The 16,627-nt window shown below is 65.4% G+C and carries 12 protein-coding genes; 8 read left to right on the forward strand and 4 right to left on the reverse strand.

Going from position 1 to position 16,627, the window contains the following annotated elements; translation table 11 throughout:
• Nucleotides 1-16 precede the first annotated feature (16 nt).
• Together ACN6KF_RS02160 and ACN6KF_RS02165 are read left to right on the forward strand one after the other, a co-directional pair.
• On the forward strand, nt 17-1,195 hold the full coding sequence (locus ACN6KF_RS02160) for an efflux RND transporter periplasmic adaptor subunit (protein WP_434955253.1): 1,179 nt from the start codon (nt 17-19) through the stop codon (nt 1,193-1,195).
• An 18-nt stretch (nt 1,196-1,213) separates the two neighbouring features.
• Complete coding sequence (locus tag ACN6KF_RS02165) at nt 1,214-4,354, forward strand: multidrug efflux RND transporter permease subunit (RefSeq protein ID WP_434955254.1); 3,141 nt, start codon at nt 1,214-1,216, stop codon at nt 4,352-4,354.
• A 29-nt stretch (nt 4,355-4,383) separates the two neighbouring features.
• Here ACN6KF_RS02165 and ACN6KF_RS02170 read toward each other — a convergent pair whose 3' ends face one another.
• The gene (locus ACN6KF_RS02170; protein ID WP_434955255.1) at nt 4,384-5,079 is read right to left on the reverse strand and encodes a GntR family transcriptional regulator; all 696 of its coding nucleotides are present in this window, start codon (nt 5,077-5,079) and stop codon (nt 4,384-4,386) included.
• 112 nt (nt 5,080-5,191) lie between these two features.
• Between ACN6KF_RS02170 and ACN6KF_RS02175 the strand changes: the two genes are divergently transcribed.
• The 3 genes from ACN6KF_RS02175 (at nt 5,192) to ACN6KF_RS02185 (ending at nt 9,554) form a co-directional block, all read left to right on the forward strand.
• Nucleotides 5,192-6,559: a glutamine synthetase family protein gene (locus ACN6KF_RS02175; protein ID WP_434959593.1), complete on the forward strand. Its 1,368-nt coding sequence runs from the start codon at nt 5,192-5,194 to the stop codon at nt 6,557-6,559.
• A 97-nt stretch (nt 6,560-6,656) separates the two neighbouring features.
• Nucleotides 6,657-7,976: an NAD(P)/FAD-dependent oxidoreductase gene (locus tag ACN6KF_RS02180; protein WP_434955256.1), complete on the forward strand. Its 1,320-nt coding sequence runs from the start codon at nt 6,657-6,659 to the stop codon at nt 7,974-7,976.
• A 153-nt stretch (nt 7,977-8,129) separates the two neighbouring features.
• Complete coding sequence (locus ACN6KF_RS02185) at nt 8,130-9,554, forward strand: aldehyde dehydrogenase family protein (protein WP_434955257.1); 1,425 nt, start codon at nt 8,130-8,132, stop codon at nt 9,552-9,554.
• A gap of 55 nt (nt 9,555-9,609) precedes the next feature.
• On the opposite strand, the gene ACN6KF_RS02190 is transcribed toward ACN6KF_RS02185, so the two are convergent.
• Nucleotides 9,610-10,239, reverse strand: a complete 630-nt coding sequence (locus tag ACN6KF_RS02190) for a TetR/AcrR family transcriptional regulator (protein ID WP_434955258.1) — start codon at nt 10,237-10,239, stop codon at nt 9,610-9,612.
• Between the two features lie 90 nt (nt 10,240-10,329).
• Here ACN6KF_RS02190 and ACN6KF_RS02195 point away from each other — a divergent pair, with 90 nt between their 5' ends.
• Nucleotides 10,330-11,181 carry a nuclear transport factor 2 family protein gene (locus ACN6KF_RS02195; protein WP_434955259.1) on the forward strand — a complete coding sequence of 284 codons (852 nt, stop codon included), beginning with the start codon at nt 10,330-10,332 and terminating at the stop codon, nt 11,179-11,181.
• Nucleotides 11,182-11,239: 58 nt separating this feature from the next.
• Here ACN6KF_RS02195 and ACN6KF_RS02200 read toward each other — a convergent pair whose 3' ends face one another.
• Entirely contained in the window at nt 11,240-12,739 is a 1,500-nt protein-coding gene (locus ACN6KF_RS02200) for a CoA-acylating methylmalonate-semialdehyde dehydrogenase (protein ID WP_434955260.1), read from the reverse strand.
• A 231-nt stretch (nt 12,740-12,970) separates the two neighbouring features.
• On the opposite strand from ACN6KF_RS02200, the gene ACN6KF_RS02205 reads away from it, so the two are divergent.
• Entirely contained in the window at nt 12,971-13,858 is an 888-nt protein-coding gene (locus tag ACN6KF_RS02205; RefSeq protein WP_434955261.1) for a LysR family transcriptional regulator, read from the forward strand.
• 19 nt (nt 13,859-13,877) lie between these two features.
• Here ACN6KF_RS02205 and ACN6KF_RS02210 read toward each other — a convergent pair whose 3' ends face one another.
• Nucleotides 13,878-15,116: an MFS transporter gene (locus tag ACN6KF_RS02210; RefSeq protein ID WP_434955262.1), complete on the reverse strand. Its 1,239-nt coding sequence runs from the start codon at nt 15,114-15,116 to the stop codon at nt 13,878-13,880.
• Between the two features lie 245 nt (nt 15,117-15,361).
• On the opposite strand from ACN6KF_RS02210, the gene ACN6KF_RS02215 reads away from it, so the two are divergent.
• Nucleotides 15,362-16,573 (forward strand): alpha-hydroxy acid oxidase, encoded by a 1,212-nt coding sequence (locus ACN6KF_RS02215; protein ID WP_434955263.1) that lies wholly within the window; start codon nt 15,362-15,364, stop codon nt 16,571-16,573.
• The last annotated feature ends 54 nt before the right edge of the window (nt 16,574-16,627 follow it).

Below are 16,627 nucleotides of genomic sequence, written 5' to 3' on the forward strand. Positions count from 1 at the left end.
CAGCGAGCCGAAAGCCATGATCAAGATCTCACGTCTGTGCCTGCTTCTCCTCGCCCTTGCCTTGCTGTTCGCCTGGACAGCCGGCGGGACATCCATGGCTGAAGGAACCGATGCGGCGGAAACCAAGGCTGCGCTCGTCTCGGTGTCGCAGGCGACATCCGAGACGGTGACGCTCTTCGACGAGTTGCCGGGGCGGGTTTCCGCTTTTCGCACGGCCGATATCCGGCCGCAGGTCGGCGGCATCGTCGAGCGCCGCTTGTTCGAGCAGGGATCCGAAGTCGTTCAAGGCCAGGCGCTCTATCAGATCGCCGCTGCGCCGTTCCAGGCCGATGTCGACATGGCGGCTGCCGCGCTGCTGCGCGCCGAAGCCATGCTGGAACGGGCCCGCAAGGCGCATGAGCGGGCCGAGAGACTGGTCAAGGTCAAGGCGATCAGTGCCGACGCCTTTGACGAGGCCGTCTCCAGTCTGGCACAGGCACAGGCCGGCGTAGCCGAAGCCAAGGCGACGCTACAGCGGCGCAAGCTCGATCTCGCCTTCACCACGGTACGGGCGCCGATCGGCGGGCAGACGGGGCGGAGCCTGGTCAGCGAGGGAGCTCTGGTCAGTGCGAACGATGCCAATGCCCTGACCACGATCCAGCAGATCGACAGGGTCTTTGTCGACATCCTCCAGCCGGCGGCCAGCATCGAGGCGGTCAGGCAGGCGGCGCGCGATGGACTGCTCGACGATGCCTCGAAATTGCCCGTCGACCTTTTCGCCACCGACGGCCGGCGCTACCCGGTTTCCGGACGAGCACTGTTCTCCGACATCAGCGTCGATCCGGGTACCGGCAATCTCATGGTGCGCGTCGAGGTCGACAATCCCGGCCGCGCGCTGCTGCCGGGCATGTATGTGCGGGCCCGCTTGCCGCGCGGCATCCGCAAGGACGTCCTGCTGGTGCCGGAGCAGGCCGTGGCCCGAGACGCCGCCGGGCAGCCCCAGCTCGTGGTGCTCACCGAGGGCAAGCCGGAGCGCCGCGCCATCCGGCTCGGCGACGCCGTCGGAGGCCGCGTCATCGTCGCCTCCGGGCTGAGGGCGGGCGAGATCTATGTCGTGCAGGGCCAGGAGCGCGCCCAGGACGGCGAAGCGGTGAGAACGGTGCCTTTCGAGGACGAGGCGCTGGCCGCCAAACCATCGCAACCCCTGCTACGCTGAGAACCGGCGAGACCCGACATGGCCCAGTTTTTCATCAATCGCCCGGTGTTTGCCTGGGTGATCGCCATCTTCATCACCCTGTTGGGCTTGATTGCCCTCCCGCAGCTGCCGATTTCGCGTTTTCCGCCGATCGCGCCGCCCAGCGTCAGCATTGCCGCCAGCTATGTCGGGGCTTCGCCGCAGACGATCGAAGACGGTGTCGTCAGCCTGATCGAGCGTGAATTGTCGGGGGTGAAGGACATCCTTTATTTCGAATCCTCGACCGACACCTCGGGATCGGCGGATATCACGGTCACCTTCAAGCCCGGCACCGACCCGCAGATGGCGCAGGTCGACATCCAGAACCGGCTCAAGGCGATCGAAGCGCGCCTGCCCCAGGCCGTGCGCCAGACGGGATTGTCGGTGGAGGCCGCTTCCTCAGGCTTCCTGATGATCGTCGGCCTGAATGCCAAGGATGGGCGCTATGACGAACTGACGCTCGGCGACTACATGACACGCAACATCGCCGAAGAGCTCAAGCGCGTGCCCGGCGTTGGCCGGGTGCAGTCCTTCAGCTCGGAGAAGGCGATGCGGATCTGGGTCGATCCGGCTCTGCTGATCTCCTATTCACTGTCGCTCTCGGACGTCACCAGCGCCATCCAGGCCCAGAATGCGCAGATCGCGCCGGGGCGGGTGGGCGCGGAGCCGACGGTACCGGGCCAGATGGTCTCCATTCCCCTGACGGTGCAGGGACAGTTGCAGACCCCGCAGGAATTCGCCGCCATCGTGTTGCGGGCCCGCGCCGACGGCTCCAAGCTGGTGCTGGGCGATGTCGCGCGCGTGGAGATCGGCGCGCAAAGCCTGAGCTATTCCATTCGCGAAAATGGCAAGCCGTCGACGGCGGTCGCCATCCAGCTTTCGCCCGGCGCCAATGCCGTCGCGACCGCCGACGGCGTGCGCGCGCGCCTCGCCGAACTCGCCACCACCATGCCGAAGGGCATGAGCTATTCCATCCCCTACGACACCGCTCCCTTTGTGAAGGTGTCGATCGAGAAGGTGGTGGCTACGCTGCTGGAAGCGATGGTCCTGGTCTTCGCGGTGATGTTCCTCTTCCTGCAGAAGGTCCGCTATACGCTGATCCCCGCCATCGTGGCGCCCATCGCGCTGCTCGGCACCTTCGCCGTGATGTGGGGCGCGGGATATTCGATCAACGTGCTCACCATGTTCGGCATGGTGCTGGCCATCGGCATCATCGTCGACGACGCCATCGTCGTAGTCGAGAATGTCGAGCGCATCATGGCGAGCGAAGGACTGCCCCCGAAGCAGGCGACCGAAAAGGCGATGAAGGAGATCACCGGCGCCATCGTCGGCATCACGCTGGTGCTGGCGGCGGTGTTCATCCCGATGGGCCTGGCCGGCGGATCGGTCGGTGCAATCTACCGCCAGTTCACCATGTCGATGGCGGTGTCCATCCTGTTCTCGGCCTTGCTGGCGTTGACGCTGACACCGGCCCTGTGCGCCACGCTGCTCAAGCCGGTCGCCTCCGGGCATCATGCCCAAAGTGGCATCTTGGGAGGGTTCTTCGGCTGGTTCAATCGCAGCTTCGACAGCCTGACGGCGGGCTATGCGGGCTGGGTCGGCGGGCTGATCCGGCGGACGGGCCGGGTGATGGTTGTTTATCTCGTCCTGATCGGCGGGCTGGTCTATGCCTATGGGCAATTGCCGTCCTCCTTCCTGCCCCAGGAAGACCAGGGCAATTTCATCACTTCCTTCTCGCTGCCCTCCGATGCCACCGCCGAGCGCACGCTTGCCATCGTCAAGCAGTTCGACCGGCATGTCGTCGCGCGCCCCGATGTCTCCAGCTCCATTGCCGTCATGGGCTACGGCTTTGCCGGTGCCGGGCCGAATACGGCGATCGCTTTCACCACGCTGAAGGATTGGAGCGAGCGCAGCACCAGCGTCGACGACGCCATTGCCGGCGCCACGCAAGCCATGGCCGATATCCGCGAGGGCACCGTGATGAGCCTCAAGCCGCCGGCCATCGACGAATTGGGCACGACATCCGGTTTCACGCTGCGCCTGCAGGACAGGGCGAACAGGGGCTATGCCGCGTTGATGGCAACACAGAGCCAGCTGATCGAGCTTGCTTCCAGGAGCAGCCTGGTGACCGGCGTCTATGCCGAAGGCCTGCCCAACGGCCCGAGCATGCGGCTGAAGATCGACCGCCAGAAGGCGGAGGCGCTGGGCGTGCCCTTCACCGCGATCAACGATGCGCTGTCTGTCGCCATCGGCTCGTCCTACGTCAACGACTTCCCCAATCTCGGCCGGCTGCAGCAGGTGATCGTGCAGGCCGATGCGCCGGCGCGCATGCGCATCGACGATGTGCTCAAGCTGCGCCTGCGCAACAATGCCGGCGGCATGGTTGCCCTGTCGGAGGTAGTCACGCCGGTCTGGCAGACGAGCCCGCTGCAATTGGTGCGCTATAACAGCTTCCAGGCCGCGCGCATCGCCGGCTCGGCGGCTCCCGGTGTTTCTTCCGGCGATGCCATGGCCGAGATGGAACGGCTTGCGGCGAAATTGCCCGCCGGCTTCGCCATCGCCTGGACCGGCGAGTCCCTCCAGGAACAGCTCTCGGGCGCGCAAGCGCCGGCCCTGCTCGGGGTGTCGATGCTGGTGGTGTTCCTGGTCCTGGCCGCGCTCTACGAAAGCTGGTCCGTGCCGTTCTCGGTCATGCTGGTGGTGCCGCTCGGCATTCTCGGTGCCGTCGCCGCGGTGCTGCTGCGCGGCCTGGAGAACGACGTGTTCTTCAAGGTCGGCCTCGTCACCATCATCGGCCTCGCGGCCAAGAATGCCATCCTGATCGTCGAATTCGCCCAGTCGCTGCGCGCGGCAGGCCGGCCCCTGCATGAGGCCGTGACCGAGGCCGCGCGCCTCAGGCTGCGGCCGATCCTGATGACCTCACTCGCCTTCGCGCTCGGCGTGGTGCCGCTGATGCTGGCGCGTGGCGCCAGCGCCGAGACACAGCACGCCATCGGCACCGGTGTGTTCGGCGGCATGGTCTCGGCCACGCTGCTGGCGGTGTTCTTCGTGCCGGTGTTCTATGGGGTGGTGATGAAGCTCTTTGGCCGACGCAAGCCGGAGGCGATTCCGGCCGATGCCAGCGCCCAGCGGGCGGAATGAGCAGGGCGGCGGCCTGAGGGCTGAATGCCTCAGGCCGCCGCGACATCGAGCAGGGAGGCGATCGCCGATGAGGTGAAGCCGCCGATGCCTTCGCGAATGTCGGCGCCGATGGCTGCAGCCAGCCCCTCCTCGTTGCGCTGACGCAAGGCCTGGATGATTTCCTGGTGCCGGTCGACCACATAGAGTTCGGCGACATGCTCCATGGCGACGCCCTGGACCGGGCCGAGCTGCAGCCAGACGCTCTCGATCATCGGCAGGATGATGCGGTCCGGGCTGATCGCGTAGATGGTGCGGTGAAATTGCTGGTTGGCGAGCAGGGCGCCGACCTTGTCCTGCCTGTGGATGGCCTGGTCGATGGCGAGATCCATCTCGACCAGCTGGCCGATCTGCCGCTCGGTGATATGCGCAACGGCGCGCCGTGCTGCATGCTGTTCCAGCACGACGCGCAGGGAGATCAGCTCCTCGAAGAGGTCCGGCGTGACGGCGGGCACCTGGATCCGGCGGTTCTCGAGCAGTTTCAGGGCGCCGATCGAGGTGAGTTGCCTGAGCGCCTCCCGCACGGGCGTGGAGCTGCTTTCGAGCGCGGCGGCGAGACCGCGTATGGTCAGCGAGGTTCCAGGCCGGAAAGCCCCCACCATGATGGCCTGCCTGAGGCGCAGGAAGACATAATCATGCGTCGTCATGCCATCGGCCCGGGCCAATGGCGGCAGTGCCAGCTTCTTCAATAACCTCGCCTCCTCATCAAACCAGCATCTGCTTATCGCGAAGTCGGGCTTGCTTCCAGTCGGATATGATGTCACATACCTAATAATGTGATCACAAAATGGAGTGCGCATGATGACGTCCGAAAGCATCGATCGGGACACCTTGGCAGACCTGCTCAAGGAGGACAGTCCGATCGAGAGCATTCAGGCCGTGGTCTGCGATCTCAACGGCATCATGCGTGGCAAGCGCGTGCCGGTCAGGCAGGCCGAGAAGGTGCTGGGCGGGGGTATCCGCATGCCCCTGTCAATCGTCGGCGTCGACGTCTGGGGCGAGGATATCATCGGCAGCGAGCAGGTATTCGCCAGCGGCGACATGGATGGCATCTGCGGGGCGACCGGACGCGGCATCCTGCCGGTGAACTGGACGTCGCGGCCGAGCGCCATGGTGCCGCTCTGGCTCTTCCTGGAGAATGGCGAGCCTTTTCTCGCCGATCCGCGCCAGGCCCTCGCTGCCGTGGTGCGCGAATACCAGAAGCTCGGCCTGCGTCCCGTGGTGGCGACGGAGATGGAATTCTATCTGATCGATCCGGAGCCGGACAGCGCCGTGCCGCCGATCTCGCCCTACACCGGCAAGCGGCTCGATTCGGACGCCATTCTCTCCATCGACGAGCTCAACGATTTCGGCGAGTTCATTTCCGACGTCTATGCCGAATGTGCGCGCCAGAACGTGGCGGCGGACGCCGCTGTTGCCGAGAACGGCATCGGCCAGTTCGAGATCAACCTCTTGCACAGTGACGATCCCTTGAAGGCGGCCGACGACGCCGTGTTCTTCAAGCGCATCGTCAAGGGCGTTGCCCGCAAGCATGGTCTGGCTGCGACCTTCATGGCCAAGCCCTATGGCATGCGCTCGGGCAACGGCATGCATGTGCATTTCAGCCTCCTCGACGCCGAGGGGCGCAACGTCTTCGACGACGGCAGCAAGGAAGGCTCGCCGATCCTGCGGCATGCAGTCGCCGGCTTGCTGCGCGGCATGGCCGAGACCACGCTATTGTTCGCGCCGCATTTCAATTCCTATCGCCGCCTGCGGCCCGATACCCACGCCCCGACCACGATCGCCTGGGGCTATGAGAACCGCACCGCCGCGGTCCGCATCCCCGGCGGCAGCCCGGCGGCGCGGCGCATCGAACACCGGGTCGCCGGGGCTGATGCCAATCCCTATCTGGTGGTCGCCGCCATACTTGGCGCTGCCCTGATCGGCATCCGCAAGCAATGGACCCCGCCCGAGCCCATTGTCGGGCGCGCCCATCTGCCGAGTGCCTCGGCCAAGATCCCCTCGGAATGGGGACAGGCGGTCGATGCCTTCGAGGCAGGCGAGATCGCCGCCGAGATTTTCGACCCCGTGCTGCGCTCCATGCTGATTGCCTGCAAGCGCCAGGAGATCGCCGGTTTCACCGAACAGGTCACCGACTACGAATTCGCCGCCTATCTCGAAATCGTCTGACCGCCATCCATTCCACCGAGATCCCGGCTGCGGCCCCAGGCCAAACCCCTGGTTTGGCCTGACTGCGCGACGACCGGTCTGTTGAGGTATGCCTGCCATGTCCACCGTCGAGTTCACCGCTGCGCAGCCCCCGTCGTCCAACGCTGGCCATGCGCCATCCTACTATGCTGCGACGGCCAAGGGCGCCTTCGAGCGCCCCAGGCTGAATGAGCATCTGAGCGCCGATATCTGCGTCATCGGCGCCGGCTTCACCGGCATTTCCGCGGCGCTGGAACTGGCCGAGCGAGGCTATAGCGTGGTGGTGCTGGAAGCCGTCCGCATCGGCTTCGGCGCGTCCGGGCGCAATGGCGGCCAGATCGTCAACGGCTATAGCCGCGACCTCGACGTGATCGAAAAGCGATATGGCCACCAGGCGGCCAAGGCGCTCGGCGCCATGGCCGGGGAGGGCGCCGATATCATCCGTGGCCGCATCGCTTCCTACGACATCGATTGCGACCTGGTGCCGGGCGGCTTCTTCGCCGCCTTCACCGACAAGCAGTTGCGCGAACTCGAGGATCAGCAGCGCATCTGGGAGAGCCATGGCCATGGCGGCCTTGAGCGGATCGACCGAGCTGGCCTGCCGGCCATCGTAAAATCGGATCGCTATGTCGGCGGCCTGGTCGACCACAAGGGCGGTCACATCCACCCGCTCAGCCTGGTGCTGGGCGAGGCGGCGGCGGTCGAGCGGCATGGCGGACGCATTTTCGAGCACTCGCCGGTCGTCTCGGTCGAGCAGGGAGCCAGGCCGGTGGTGCGCACCAGGCACGGAGCGGTGACCTGCACCTATCTCCTCGTCTGCGGCAATGCCTATATCGGCAATCTCCTGCCCGAGATCGGCGGCAAGATGATGCCGGTCTCCAGCCAGGTCGTCGCCACCGAGCCGCTGGACGAAGCGGTGATCCGTGATTTGCTGCCGGCCAATTATTGCGTTGAGGACATGAACTACATCCTCGACTATTACCGCCGCACCGCCGACAACCGCCTGCTTTTCGGCGGCGGCATCGTCTATGGCGGCGGCGATCCGGCCAGCATCGAAGCCAAGATCCGGCCGAGCCTTGCCAGGACCTTCCCGCAACTTGCCAATATCCGCTTCGACTATGCCTGGAGCGGCAATTTCGCGCTGACCCTGACGCGCATCCCGCATGTCGGGCGCCTGTCGCCGTCGATCTATTTCTCGCATGGCGACAGTGGCCATGGCGTGACCACCACCCATCTGCTCGGCAAGATCCTGGGCGAGGCGGTGGCCGGCCAGGCCGAGCGTTTCGATGTCTGGAGCAGCCTGCCCTACTACCCCTTCCCGGGTGGCAAGACCTTCCGGGTGCCGCTGACCGTGCTCGGCGCCTGGTGGTACGGCTTGAGGGACAAATTCGGCCTGTGACCGGGGGGCGATTTTCTACCCTCCCCTGGAAGGGGAGGGTAGGCCCACGCCTGCGACAAGATGGCCGTCCCCGTGGATTGGCGGCGCAGAGCAGTGTAAGTCTGACGAAATCACGAGAGGCCGGCGACAGCCTCCGCAATGAGGGAGTGAGAGATGCTCGACAAGCGCAAATTCTACATCGACGGCAAATGGGTCGATCCCGTCGTTCCCAACGATCTGCAGGTGCTGGATCCGGCCACCGAGCAGCCGGTCGCCGTGATCTCCATGGGCACGCCCGCCGATGTCGACAAGGCTGTCGCCGCCGCCAAGAAAGCCTTCGCCACCTATTCGCGCACCAGCGTCGAGGAACGCCTGGCGCTCCTGGAAAAGCTGCTCGAAGTCTACAAGCGCCGCTATGAGGAGATGGCGCAGACCATCACGCTCGAACTCGGCGCGCCGATTTCGATGAGCCGGGCCCAGCAGGCCGATGTGGGCGTGGGCCATTTGCAGGGCTTCATCGACGCGCTGCGTCATCTCAAGGCCCGTGACACCCTGCCCAATGGCGACGTAGTGCTGCGGGAGCCGATCGGCGTCTGCGGCCTGATCACCCCCTGGAACTGGCCGATCAACCAGATCGCGCTCAAGGTGGTGCCCGCGCTCGCCACCGGCAGCACCTGCGTGCTCAAGCCGAGCGAGTTCACCCCCCTCAATGCGCTGCTCTATGCCGAAATGGTCGAGGAAGCCGGCTTCCCCGCCGGCGTGTTCAACCTGGTGAACGGCGACGGCCCCTCGGTCGGCGCTGCCCTCTCCAAGCACAAGGATATCGACATGATGTCCTTCACCGGCTCGACCCGCGCCGGCATCGCCGTCAGCAAGGATGCGGCCGAGACCGTCAAGCGCGTCACGCTCGAGCTCGGCGGCAAGTCGCCCAACATCATCTTCGAGGATGCCGACCTCGAGGATCGCGTTGCCGGCAGTGTGCTGGAATGCTTCAACAACTCCGGCCAGTCCTGCGATGCCCCGACGCGCATGCTGGTGCAGCGCTCGGTCTACGATAAGGTCGTCGAGATCGCCGAGCGAACCGGCAGGACGCAGGCCGTCGGCGATCCCAAGCAGGAAGGCGAGCATATCGGCCCGCTGGTCAGCGATATCCAGTTCGGCCGCGTACAGGCTCTGATCGAAGCCGGCGTCGCCGAAGGCGCGCGGGTACTGATCGGCGGTCCCGGCAAGCCGGAAGGCTATGAAAAGGGCTATTTCGTCAAGCCGACCATCTTCGCCAATGTCGATCCGAACATGCGCATCGCCCGCGAGGAGATCTTCGGCCCGGTACTGTCGATCATCCCCTTCGACACCGAGGAGCAGGCGATCGAGCTGGCCAACGATACCAATTACGGCCTTGCCGCCTATCTGCAGACGGGTGACGACAAGCGGGCCGAGCGGGTGGCGGCCAGGCTGCGCGCCGGCATGGTGCACATCAATGGCGGGCCGCATCGCTATGGCAGCCCGTTCGGCGGCTACAAGCAGTCCGGCAATGGCCGCGAAGGCGGCATCTTCGGCCTGGAGGACTTCCTCGAGGTGAAGACCGTGCATCGTCCCTGACGGGCTAGGCAGCCATCACAAACCGGCGCCGGGATCCTCCCGGCGCCGCTGTCATTCATGGTCGGGATATCGGCCGATCCGGCCGGGCGGAGGCTAAATCGAGAGCCGCCAGGGACGCTTCTGCGATGCCGGCCAGATCCTGGCGCGAAGCCCCGTCCTGTGCCTGCAGCGACAGGGCCTGCAGGATGGCCGCGAAGAAGCGTGACAACCGGCCGATATCGGCTGCGGACGAGAGGTCGCCCTCGGCGCGGCCACGCTCCAGTCTTTGATGGATGAGGTCCTCGGTAGTTTTTCTGAGGCCGCGCATATGCATACGCACAGCCGCATTCTGCTCCTGGCAGTTGATCAGGCCAAGACTGACCATGCAGCCGCCCTGGGAGGGGCTGGCCAGCGCTATATCGATGCTGGCGAGCAGCATGGCGGCGATGGCCTCCCGGGTCGAGGCGGTGTCGGCGAGGATGCGCATGCTGCCGCTGCCAGCGGTGGCGAGGTAGAGATCGACGGCCTCGCGGAAGATCGCTTCCTTGCTGTCGAAGGCGGCGTAGAAGCTGGGCGGGTTGATGCCCATGGCTGCGGTCAGATCGGCAAGCTGCGTCGCCTCGTAACCCTTGGCCCAGAAGACCTGCATGGCGCGTTCGAGCGCAGCACTGCGGTCGAAGGCACGAGGGCGTCCGCGGGCTGCCATGGAAATCCTTTCTGTAGTTTCAATTATAGAATTCTTGACATGCTGGCATGAGGCTTTTTATGTAATCCGAATTACAGAATGGAGCAAGCCATGGACAATGCTATGCGCGCCCAGCGCATCGAGACGATCCGCAGCTATTTCCGGCTGGTGGACGCCAGGGACCCGGCCTTGCTGGATCTGTTTACGGATGATGTGCGATTCTACTTTCCCAAATTCGGGATGGCTGTGGGCAAGGCCGCCGTGGTCGGCTTCGGCGAGCGGATCGGGCGTGAGTTGCGCAGCCTGATCCACGACATCGATGGTCTCATCTTCACGGTCGACGGGGACCGTATCGTGGTGGAGGGGCAGGAGGCCGGCGTCACTATGGCCGGCGAAAGCTGGCCTGACGGCGAGATCTCGCAAGGCCGTTTCTGCAACGTGTTCGAATTCGACGGCTCCCTGATCAGCCGCACCTATATCTATGTCGATCCGGATTTCACCAGTGCCGATCAGCCGCGGCTGCAACGCTATCGGGACGGCGGCGAGATTGCATCGCCGCGCGAGGTGGCGCTGCGTTATCTGGAGGCGGTCGGACTTTATCGTGCCGAGCCGGGTGATCCGCAGCGCCTGGTTGCGATCACCGAACTCTTCTCCGAGGATGCCGATTGGGACATTGCGGGTGACCGGGCGCGCGTGCCGTGGATCGGGCCTCGTCGGGGCAAGGCGGAGATCGCCACCTTCTTCCGCGAGCTGATCTCCAGCATCGAACCCAGGTATTTCGAGGTGCGCTCCGTCCTGGCGGATGGCGAACGGGCCGTCATCCTCGGAGAGCTTGCCTCGCTGGTACGCGCCACCGGCAGGCTGATCGAGACCGGGTTCGCCTTCGACCTCACGGTGAGGCAGGGCAGGATCGTGCGCTACCGTATGCTGGAGGATAGCTACGCCGTGGCGCAGGCTGCCTGATAAAGAGTGTCCCGCCGCCTCATGAGAAGCAGCGGGACACTAAAACCCTATCGGTGTCCTACTTCATCGTCGGCATCACGAAATCGGCGCCGGCGCGGATACCGGTGGGCCAGCGGCTCGTGATGGTCTTGAGCTTGGTGTAGAAGCGCACGCCCTCGGCGCCGTGCATGTGATGGTCACCGAACAGCGAAGACTTCCAGCCGCCGAAGGAGTGGAACGCCATCGGCACCGGGATCGGCACGTTGATGCCGACCATGCCGACCTGGATCTGGTGGGCGAATTCGCGGGCGGCATCACCGTCGCGGGTGAAGATCGCGGTGCCGTTGCCGAATTCATGCTCGTTGATCATGCGGGCAGCGGTGGCATAGTCGGGTGCGCGGGCCACTGCGAGCACCGGGCCGAAGATCTCTTCCTTGTAGATCGTCATGTCGGTGGTGACGCCATCGAACAGGGTACCGCCGAGATAATAGCCGTTCTCGTAGCCCTGCATGGCGAAGCCACGCCCGTCCACCACCAGCTTGGCGCCTTCGGCGACGCCGGTGTCGATATAGCCGCGCACCTTGTCGAGATGCTGCTTGGTGACGAGCGGACCCATTTCGGCTTCCGGATCGGTGCCGGGACCGATCTTGAGGGCGCGCACGCGGGGTTCGAGCTTGGCGAGCAGCGCCTCGGCGGTGGCTTCGCCGATCGGCACCGCAACCGAGATCGCCATGCAGCGCTCGCCGGCCGAGCCATAGGCCGCACCCATCAGGGCGTCGACGGCCTGGTCCATATCGGCGTCGGGCATGACGATCATGTGGTTCTTGGCACCGCCCAGCGCCTGGCAGCGCTTGCCGTTGTGCGAGGCGGTTTCGTAGATGTAGCGGGCGATCGGTGTAGAGCCGACGAAGCTGACGGCCGAGATGTCGGGATCGGTGAGGATGGCGTCGACGGCTTCCTTGTCGCCCTGGACCACATTGAAGACGCCATCCGGCAGGCCGGCCTCCTTGAGCCATTGCGCCAGGAGGAGCGAAGCGGACGGGTCGCGCTCGGAAGGTTTGAGGATGAAGCAGTTGCCGCAGGCCAGCGCCACCGGGAACATCCACATCGGCACCATGGCGGGGAAGTTGAACGGCGTGATGCCGGCAACGACGCCGAGCGGCTGGCGCAGGGAATGGCTGTCGACGCGCGTGCCGACATTTTCCGTCACCTCGCCCTTGAGGAGCTGGGGCGCGGAGGTGGCAAACTCCACCACTTCCATGCCGCGCTGGATCTCGCCCTTGGCATCGGAGAGCACCTTGCCATGCTCGGCCGTGATCGCGGCGGCGAGCTCGTCGGTGCGTTCTTCCAGGATGTGCAGGAACTTGTTGAGGATGCGGGCGCGGCGCAGCGGCGTGGTAGCGGCCCAGCCGGGGGCGGCGGCCTTGGCGGCGGCGGAGGCCTCGCGCACTTCGGCAACCGAAGCGAGGGCGACTTCGGCTGCAGCCTCGCCGGTGGCGGGATTGTAGACCGCGGCCTTGCGGCCGCTGCGGCCGGCGACCAGCTTGCCGCCGATGAAATGGGAGATCTCGCGCGTCATCCTCTACCTCCTGTCGCTCCGTCCGTCGATCGGGCGGCTTTCGGCGCGATCTATGCAGTTGATCCGTTCGCACAGCAATGAGAAGGATTGCACTTCCGATGTGCAAAAATTAAGGTCATTGGCGAATGATCTTCCCGGGTGCACGGACATCCTGCCCGTTCTTGGAAACGTCGAGCTCGCAGGATCGGAAGAACGGGCAGGATGCCCGTGCATCCGGAACAGGAGCCCGTCATGAACTGGGATCACATCCGCATCTTCCTGGCGGTAGCGCGCAGCGGCCAATTGCTCGGCGCAGCGCGGCAACTCGGGCTCAACCATGCCACTGTCGGCCGCCAACTTACGGCGCTCGAGGAGACGTTCGGGGCGCGGCTGGTCGAGCGCCAGACCCAGGGCTGTACGCTGACACCAGCCGGCGAGGCCCTACTGGTCGCAGCGGAGAAGGCCGAATCCGAATTCCTGCGTGTCGGTGCCCTGGTTTCCGGCACCACGGCGGAGATCAGCGGCACAGTGCGTGTCGGCGCGCCGGACGGGCTCGGCAACTACTTCCTGTCGCATGAACTGGGCGCCTTGGCCGCCCGCCACCCGGAACTGGTGGTGCAACTGGTGCCGCTGCCGCGAACCTTTTCGCTGTCACGGCGGGAGGCCGATATCGTGGTGACGCTGGACCGCCCGGTACAGGGGCGGCTGATGGTCAAGAAGCTGACCGACTATACGCTCAGCGTCTATGCTTCCAGGCGCTATCTCGAAGAGACCGCCCCCATCACCTGCGAAGAGGATCTGGCCGGCCACCTCTTCGTCACCCATGTCGACGACCTCGTCTACAGCCGGGCGCTGGACTATGCCGAGACGCTGGGCAGACTGATGCGCCGGCGTTTCGAATGCGGCAGCGTGGTCGCCCAGATGGAGGCCGTCAGGGCCGGCCACGGCATCGGCATCCTGCACGATTATGCCGCCCGGCAATATCCCGAGTTGAAGCGCCTGCTGCCGGGCACGCGCTTCACCCGCAGCTATTGGCTGGTCTCCCACCCCGACACGCACAACACCCGCCGCGTCGCCGCCGTCGCCGACCACATCACGGCCCGCGTGCGGGCCGAGCGGGCCAATTTCGCGCGGGATTGAGGAAACCTCCCGGGCCGCCTCACGCCCGTCCCGAGGCCATTGCCGTCTGCGGCGTGTCGTTGATCGGGAAATGCAGCGCCGCCGCCATCAGACTGGCAAGGGCGGTCGCCCACCACACCAGCGTGTAGGAACCGGTGAGGTCGAAAGTCAGGCCACCGAGCCAGGCGCCGAGAAACGAGCCGATCTGGTGGCTGAGAAAGCAGATGCCGAACAAGGTGCCGAGATGGCGCACGCCGAAGACCTTGGCGACGAGACCGCTGGTGAGGGGAACCGTGCCGAGCCAGGTCAGGCCCATCACGGCCGCGAACAGGGCGACTGATATGTCCGACTTCGGTGCCAGGAAGAAGGCGGCGATGGTGACACCCCGGATCAGGTAGAGCCAGCCGAGCACATGTTGCTGCCGATAGCGCCCGCCGAGCCAGCCACAGGCCCAGCTTCCCGCCATGTTGAACAGGCCGATCAAGGCGAGGGCCTTCGCGCCGGTACCGGCGGGCATGTGGCAGAGCGAAAGATAGCCCGGCAGATGGGTGGCGATGAAGGCGAGCTGGAAGCCACAGGTGAAGAAGCCGAGGGTGAGAAGGCAATAGCCGCGATGGCCGAGAGCCTGTTCCAGCGCGGCTTTCAGCGGCAGGCCTGCCTCTTCCTTTTTGACCGCGGCCAGCCTTGGCCGGCCATCCAGAAACAGGCCGAAAGGCGCCGCGGCCAGCATGACGAGCGCCAACACGACGAGGGCGGTGGACAGGCCCGAATGCTCCGAGACGATCTGTGCCAGGGGAACCATGGCGACCTGGCCGAACGAGCCGCCGGCACTGGCGATGCCCATGGCCATGCTGCGCTTTTCGGGCGAGGTCCCGCGGCCGACCGCGGTCAGAACGACACCGAAGGCCGTGCAACTGATGCCGATGCCGACCAGGACGCCGAGACCGAGGATGAGCATGATCCCTGAGGGTGCCATGGCGGCAATGCCGAGGCCCAAGGCGAACATGGCGGCACCGAATGCCACGACCGGTGCCGAGCCGTAGCGGTCGGCCGCAGCGCCGGCAAAAGGCTGCGCCGCGCCCCAGACCAGGTTGTGGATGGCGATGGCAAAGGCGATCAGGGTGACGGGAAGGCCCCGGTCCATCGAGAAAGGCTCGACGAAAAGCCCGAAGGTCTGCCGGATGCCCATGGCCGCGCTCAGGATGACGGCAGCGGACAGGATCAGCAGTGTCTGGCGACTGAATACGGGCCTGGCTTTGATCGGATCGGACAGGGCCATTTCCATCTCCTCGGGAGAGGGCGATCGCGTTCCCGACGCCGCCGCTTCATCCCGTTTCTCGGGGGAGCTCAATAGATGGCGGGGACGATTCACCCGAATGACCGGCCTGTACACTCACTGTACGGTATACTTGATTCATTGGACGATCTGATCCTCGACCTTGATTGACGAGACGCCCCTGCTTGCGCCAAGGGATAAGGGGCTAACGATGCGGAAATGGGGTAGGCTGGAGAAGAGCAGGAAGAGTGCCGGACAATTCGAATTCCCGAACGGTGGTCACCGCCCGACGCATCGAAACCAACGTACCGCCGTCACTACGGCGCTTCCTCGCGCTTGCGGATTTCGAACCGGCAGCCCGCCGGCATCTGCCGCGCCAGATCTATGGCTATTATGCCGGTGCTGCCGAGACGAATGCGGCGCATGCCGGCAACACCCGGGCGCTGGCCGCCCTCGGGCTGGTGCCACGCGTGCTCGTCGATACCAGGGCGCGTTCGACGCATCATACCCTGTTCGGCCAGGCCTATGCCCTGCCGGTCGGCATAGCGCCCATGGGACTGTCGGGCCTTGCGACTTTCGAGGGCGACTTGGCCCTCGCCAAGGCGGCGGCTGCCGAGAACGCCCTGATGGTGGCCAGCGCCACCTCGCTGATCCAGTTGGAGCGGTTGGCCGAGGAGGGTGGGGCGCGCTGGTTCCAGACCTATCTGCCGGGCGAGCCCGAACGCATCAGCCGCATGGTGGCGCGCGTGGCGGCCGCGGGCTTTGAGACGCTCGTGCTCACAGCCGACGTGCCGGTCGCCGCCAATCGCGAGAACAACGCCCGCACGGGCTTCTCGACGCCCCTGAAGCCGAGCCTGAGATTGTTCTGGGATGGCATTACCCATCCGTCCTGGTCGCTGGGAACCTTCGCCCGCACCCTGGCCGGCGGCATGCCGCGCTTCGAGAACATGGACGCCTTTCGCGGCCCGACCCTGCTGTCCCGCAACGCGGTGCGCGACATCGGCGCACGCGACGGCCTCGACTGGAGCCATCTCGATCTCATCCGGCAATTGTGGCGTGGCAAGCTGGTGGTGAAGGGCATCCTCGCACCCGAAGACGTTGCCATCGCGCGTGACAGAGGGGTTGATGGCGTCTGGATCTCCAATCATGGCGGGCGCCAGCTTGATACGGCCATCGCCCCCATGACGGTCCTGGCCGAGGCCGTTTCGGCGGCTGGCGAGATGGCCGTGTTGATCGATGGCGGCTTCCGCCGTGGCACGGATGTCCTGAAGGCCTTGGCACTCGGGGCCGACTTCGTCTTCGTCGGGCGTCCTTTCCTGTTCGCCGCCGCCGTGGGGGGCGAGGGCGGCATTCGTCACGCCCTCGGCCTCCTCCAGGCGGAAATTGCGCGCAACATGGCCATGCTGGGCGTGAGCGACCTCGACGAATTGCAGCCTGTGCATGTACGTGCGGTAGGCTGATCGCAGGGGTTTCTTTCCCAAGCCAAATAAATTGCCCGCCTTGCCTCACAAGAG

It is taken from the genome of Labrys methylaminiphilus subsp. lupini (assembly GCF_051161885.1).
Classification (GTDB): Bacteria; Pseudomonadota; Alphaproteobacteria; order Rhizobiales; family Labraceae; genus Labrys.

What these genes read in the sequence shown, in the direction of transcription:
- ACN6KF_RS02160 (WP_434955253.1), top strand. Translation starts at nt 17, where the DNA reads ATGATCAAGATCTCACGTCTGTGCCTGCTTCTCCTCGCCCTTGCCTTG.
- ACN6KF_RS02165 (WP_434955254.1), top strand. Translation starts at nt 1,214, where the DNA reads ATGGCCCAGTTTTTCATCAATCGCCCGGTGTTTGCCTGGGTGATCGCC.
- ACN6KF_RS02175 (WP_434959593.1), top strand. Translation starts at nt 5,192, where the DNA reads ATGACGTCCGAAAGCATCGATCGGGACACCTTGGCAGACCTGCTCAAG.
- ACN6KF_RS02180 (WP_434955256.1), top strand. Translation starts at nt 6,657, where the DNA reads ATGTCCACCGTCGAGTTCACCGCTGCGCAGCCCCCGTCGTCCAACGCT.
- ACN6KF_RS02185 (WP_434955257.1), top strand. Translation starts at nt 8,130, where the DNA reads ATGCTCGACAAGCGCAAATTCTACATCGACGGCAAATGGGTCGATCCC.
- ACN6KF_RS02190 (WP_434955258.1), bottom strand. Translation starts at nt 10,239, where the DNA reads ATGGCAGCCCGCGGACGCCCTCGTGCCTTCGACCGCAGTGCTGCGCTC.
- ACN6KF_RS02195 (WP_434955259.1), top strand. Translation starts at nt 10,330, where the DNA reads ATGGACAATGCTATGCGCGCCCAGCGCATCGAGACGATCCGCAGCTAT.
- ACN6KF_RS02200 (WP_434955260.1), bottom strand. Translation starts at nt 12,739, where the DNA reads ATGACGCGCGAGATCTCCCATTTCATCGGCGGCAAGCTGGTCGCCGGC.
- ACN6KF_RS02205 (WP_434955261.1), top strand. Translation starts at nt 12,971, where the DNA reads ATGAACTGGGATCACATCCGCATCTTCCTGGCGGTAGCGCGCAGCGGC.
- ACN6KF_RS02210 (WP_434955262.1), bottom strand. Translation starts at nt 15,116, where the DNA reads ATGGCCCTGTCCGATCCGATCAAAGCCAGGCCCGTATTCAGTCGCCAG.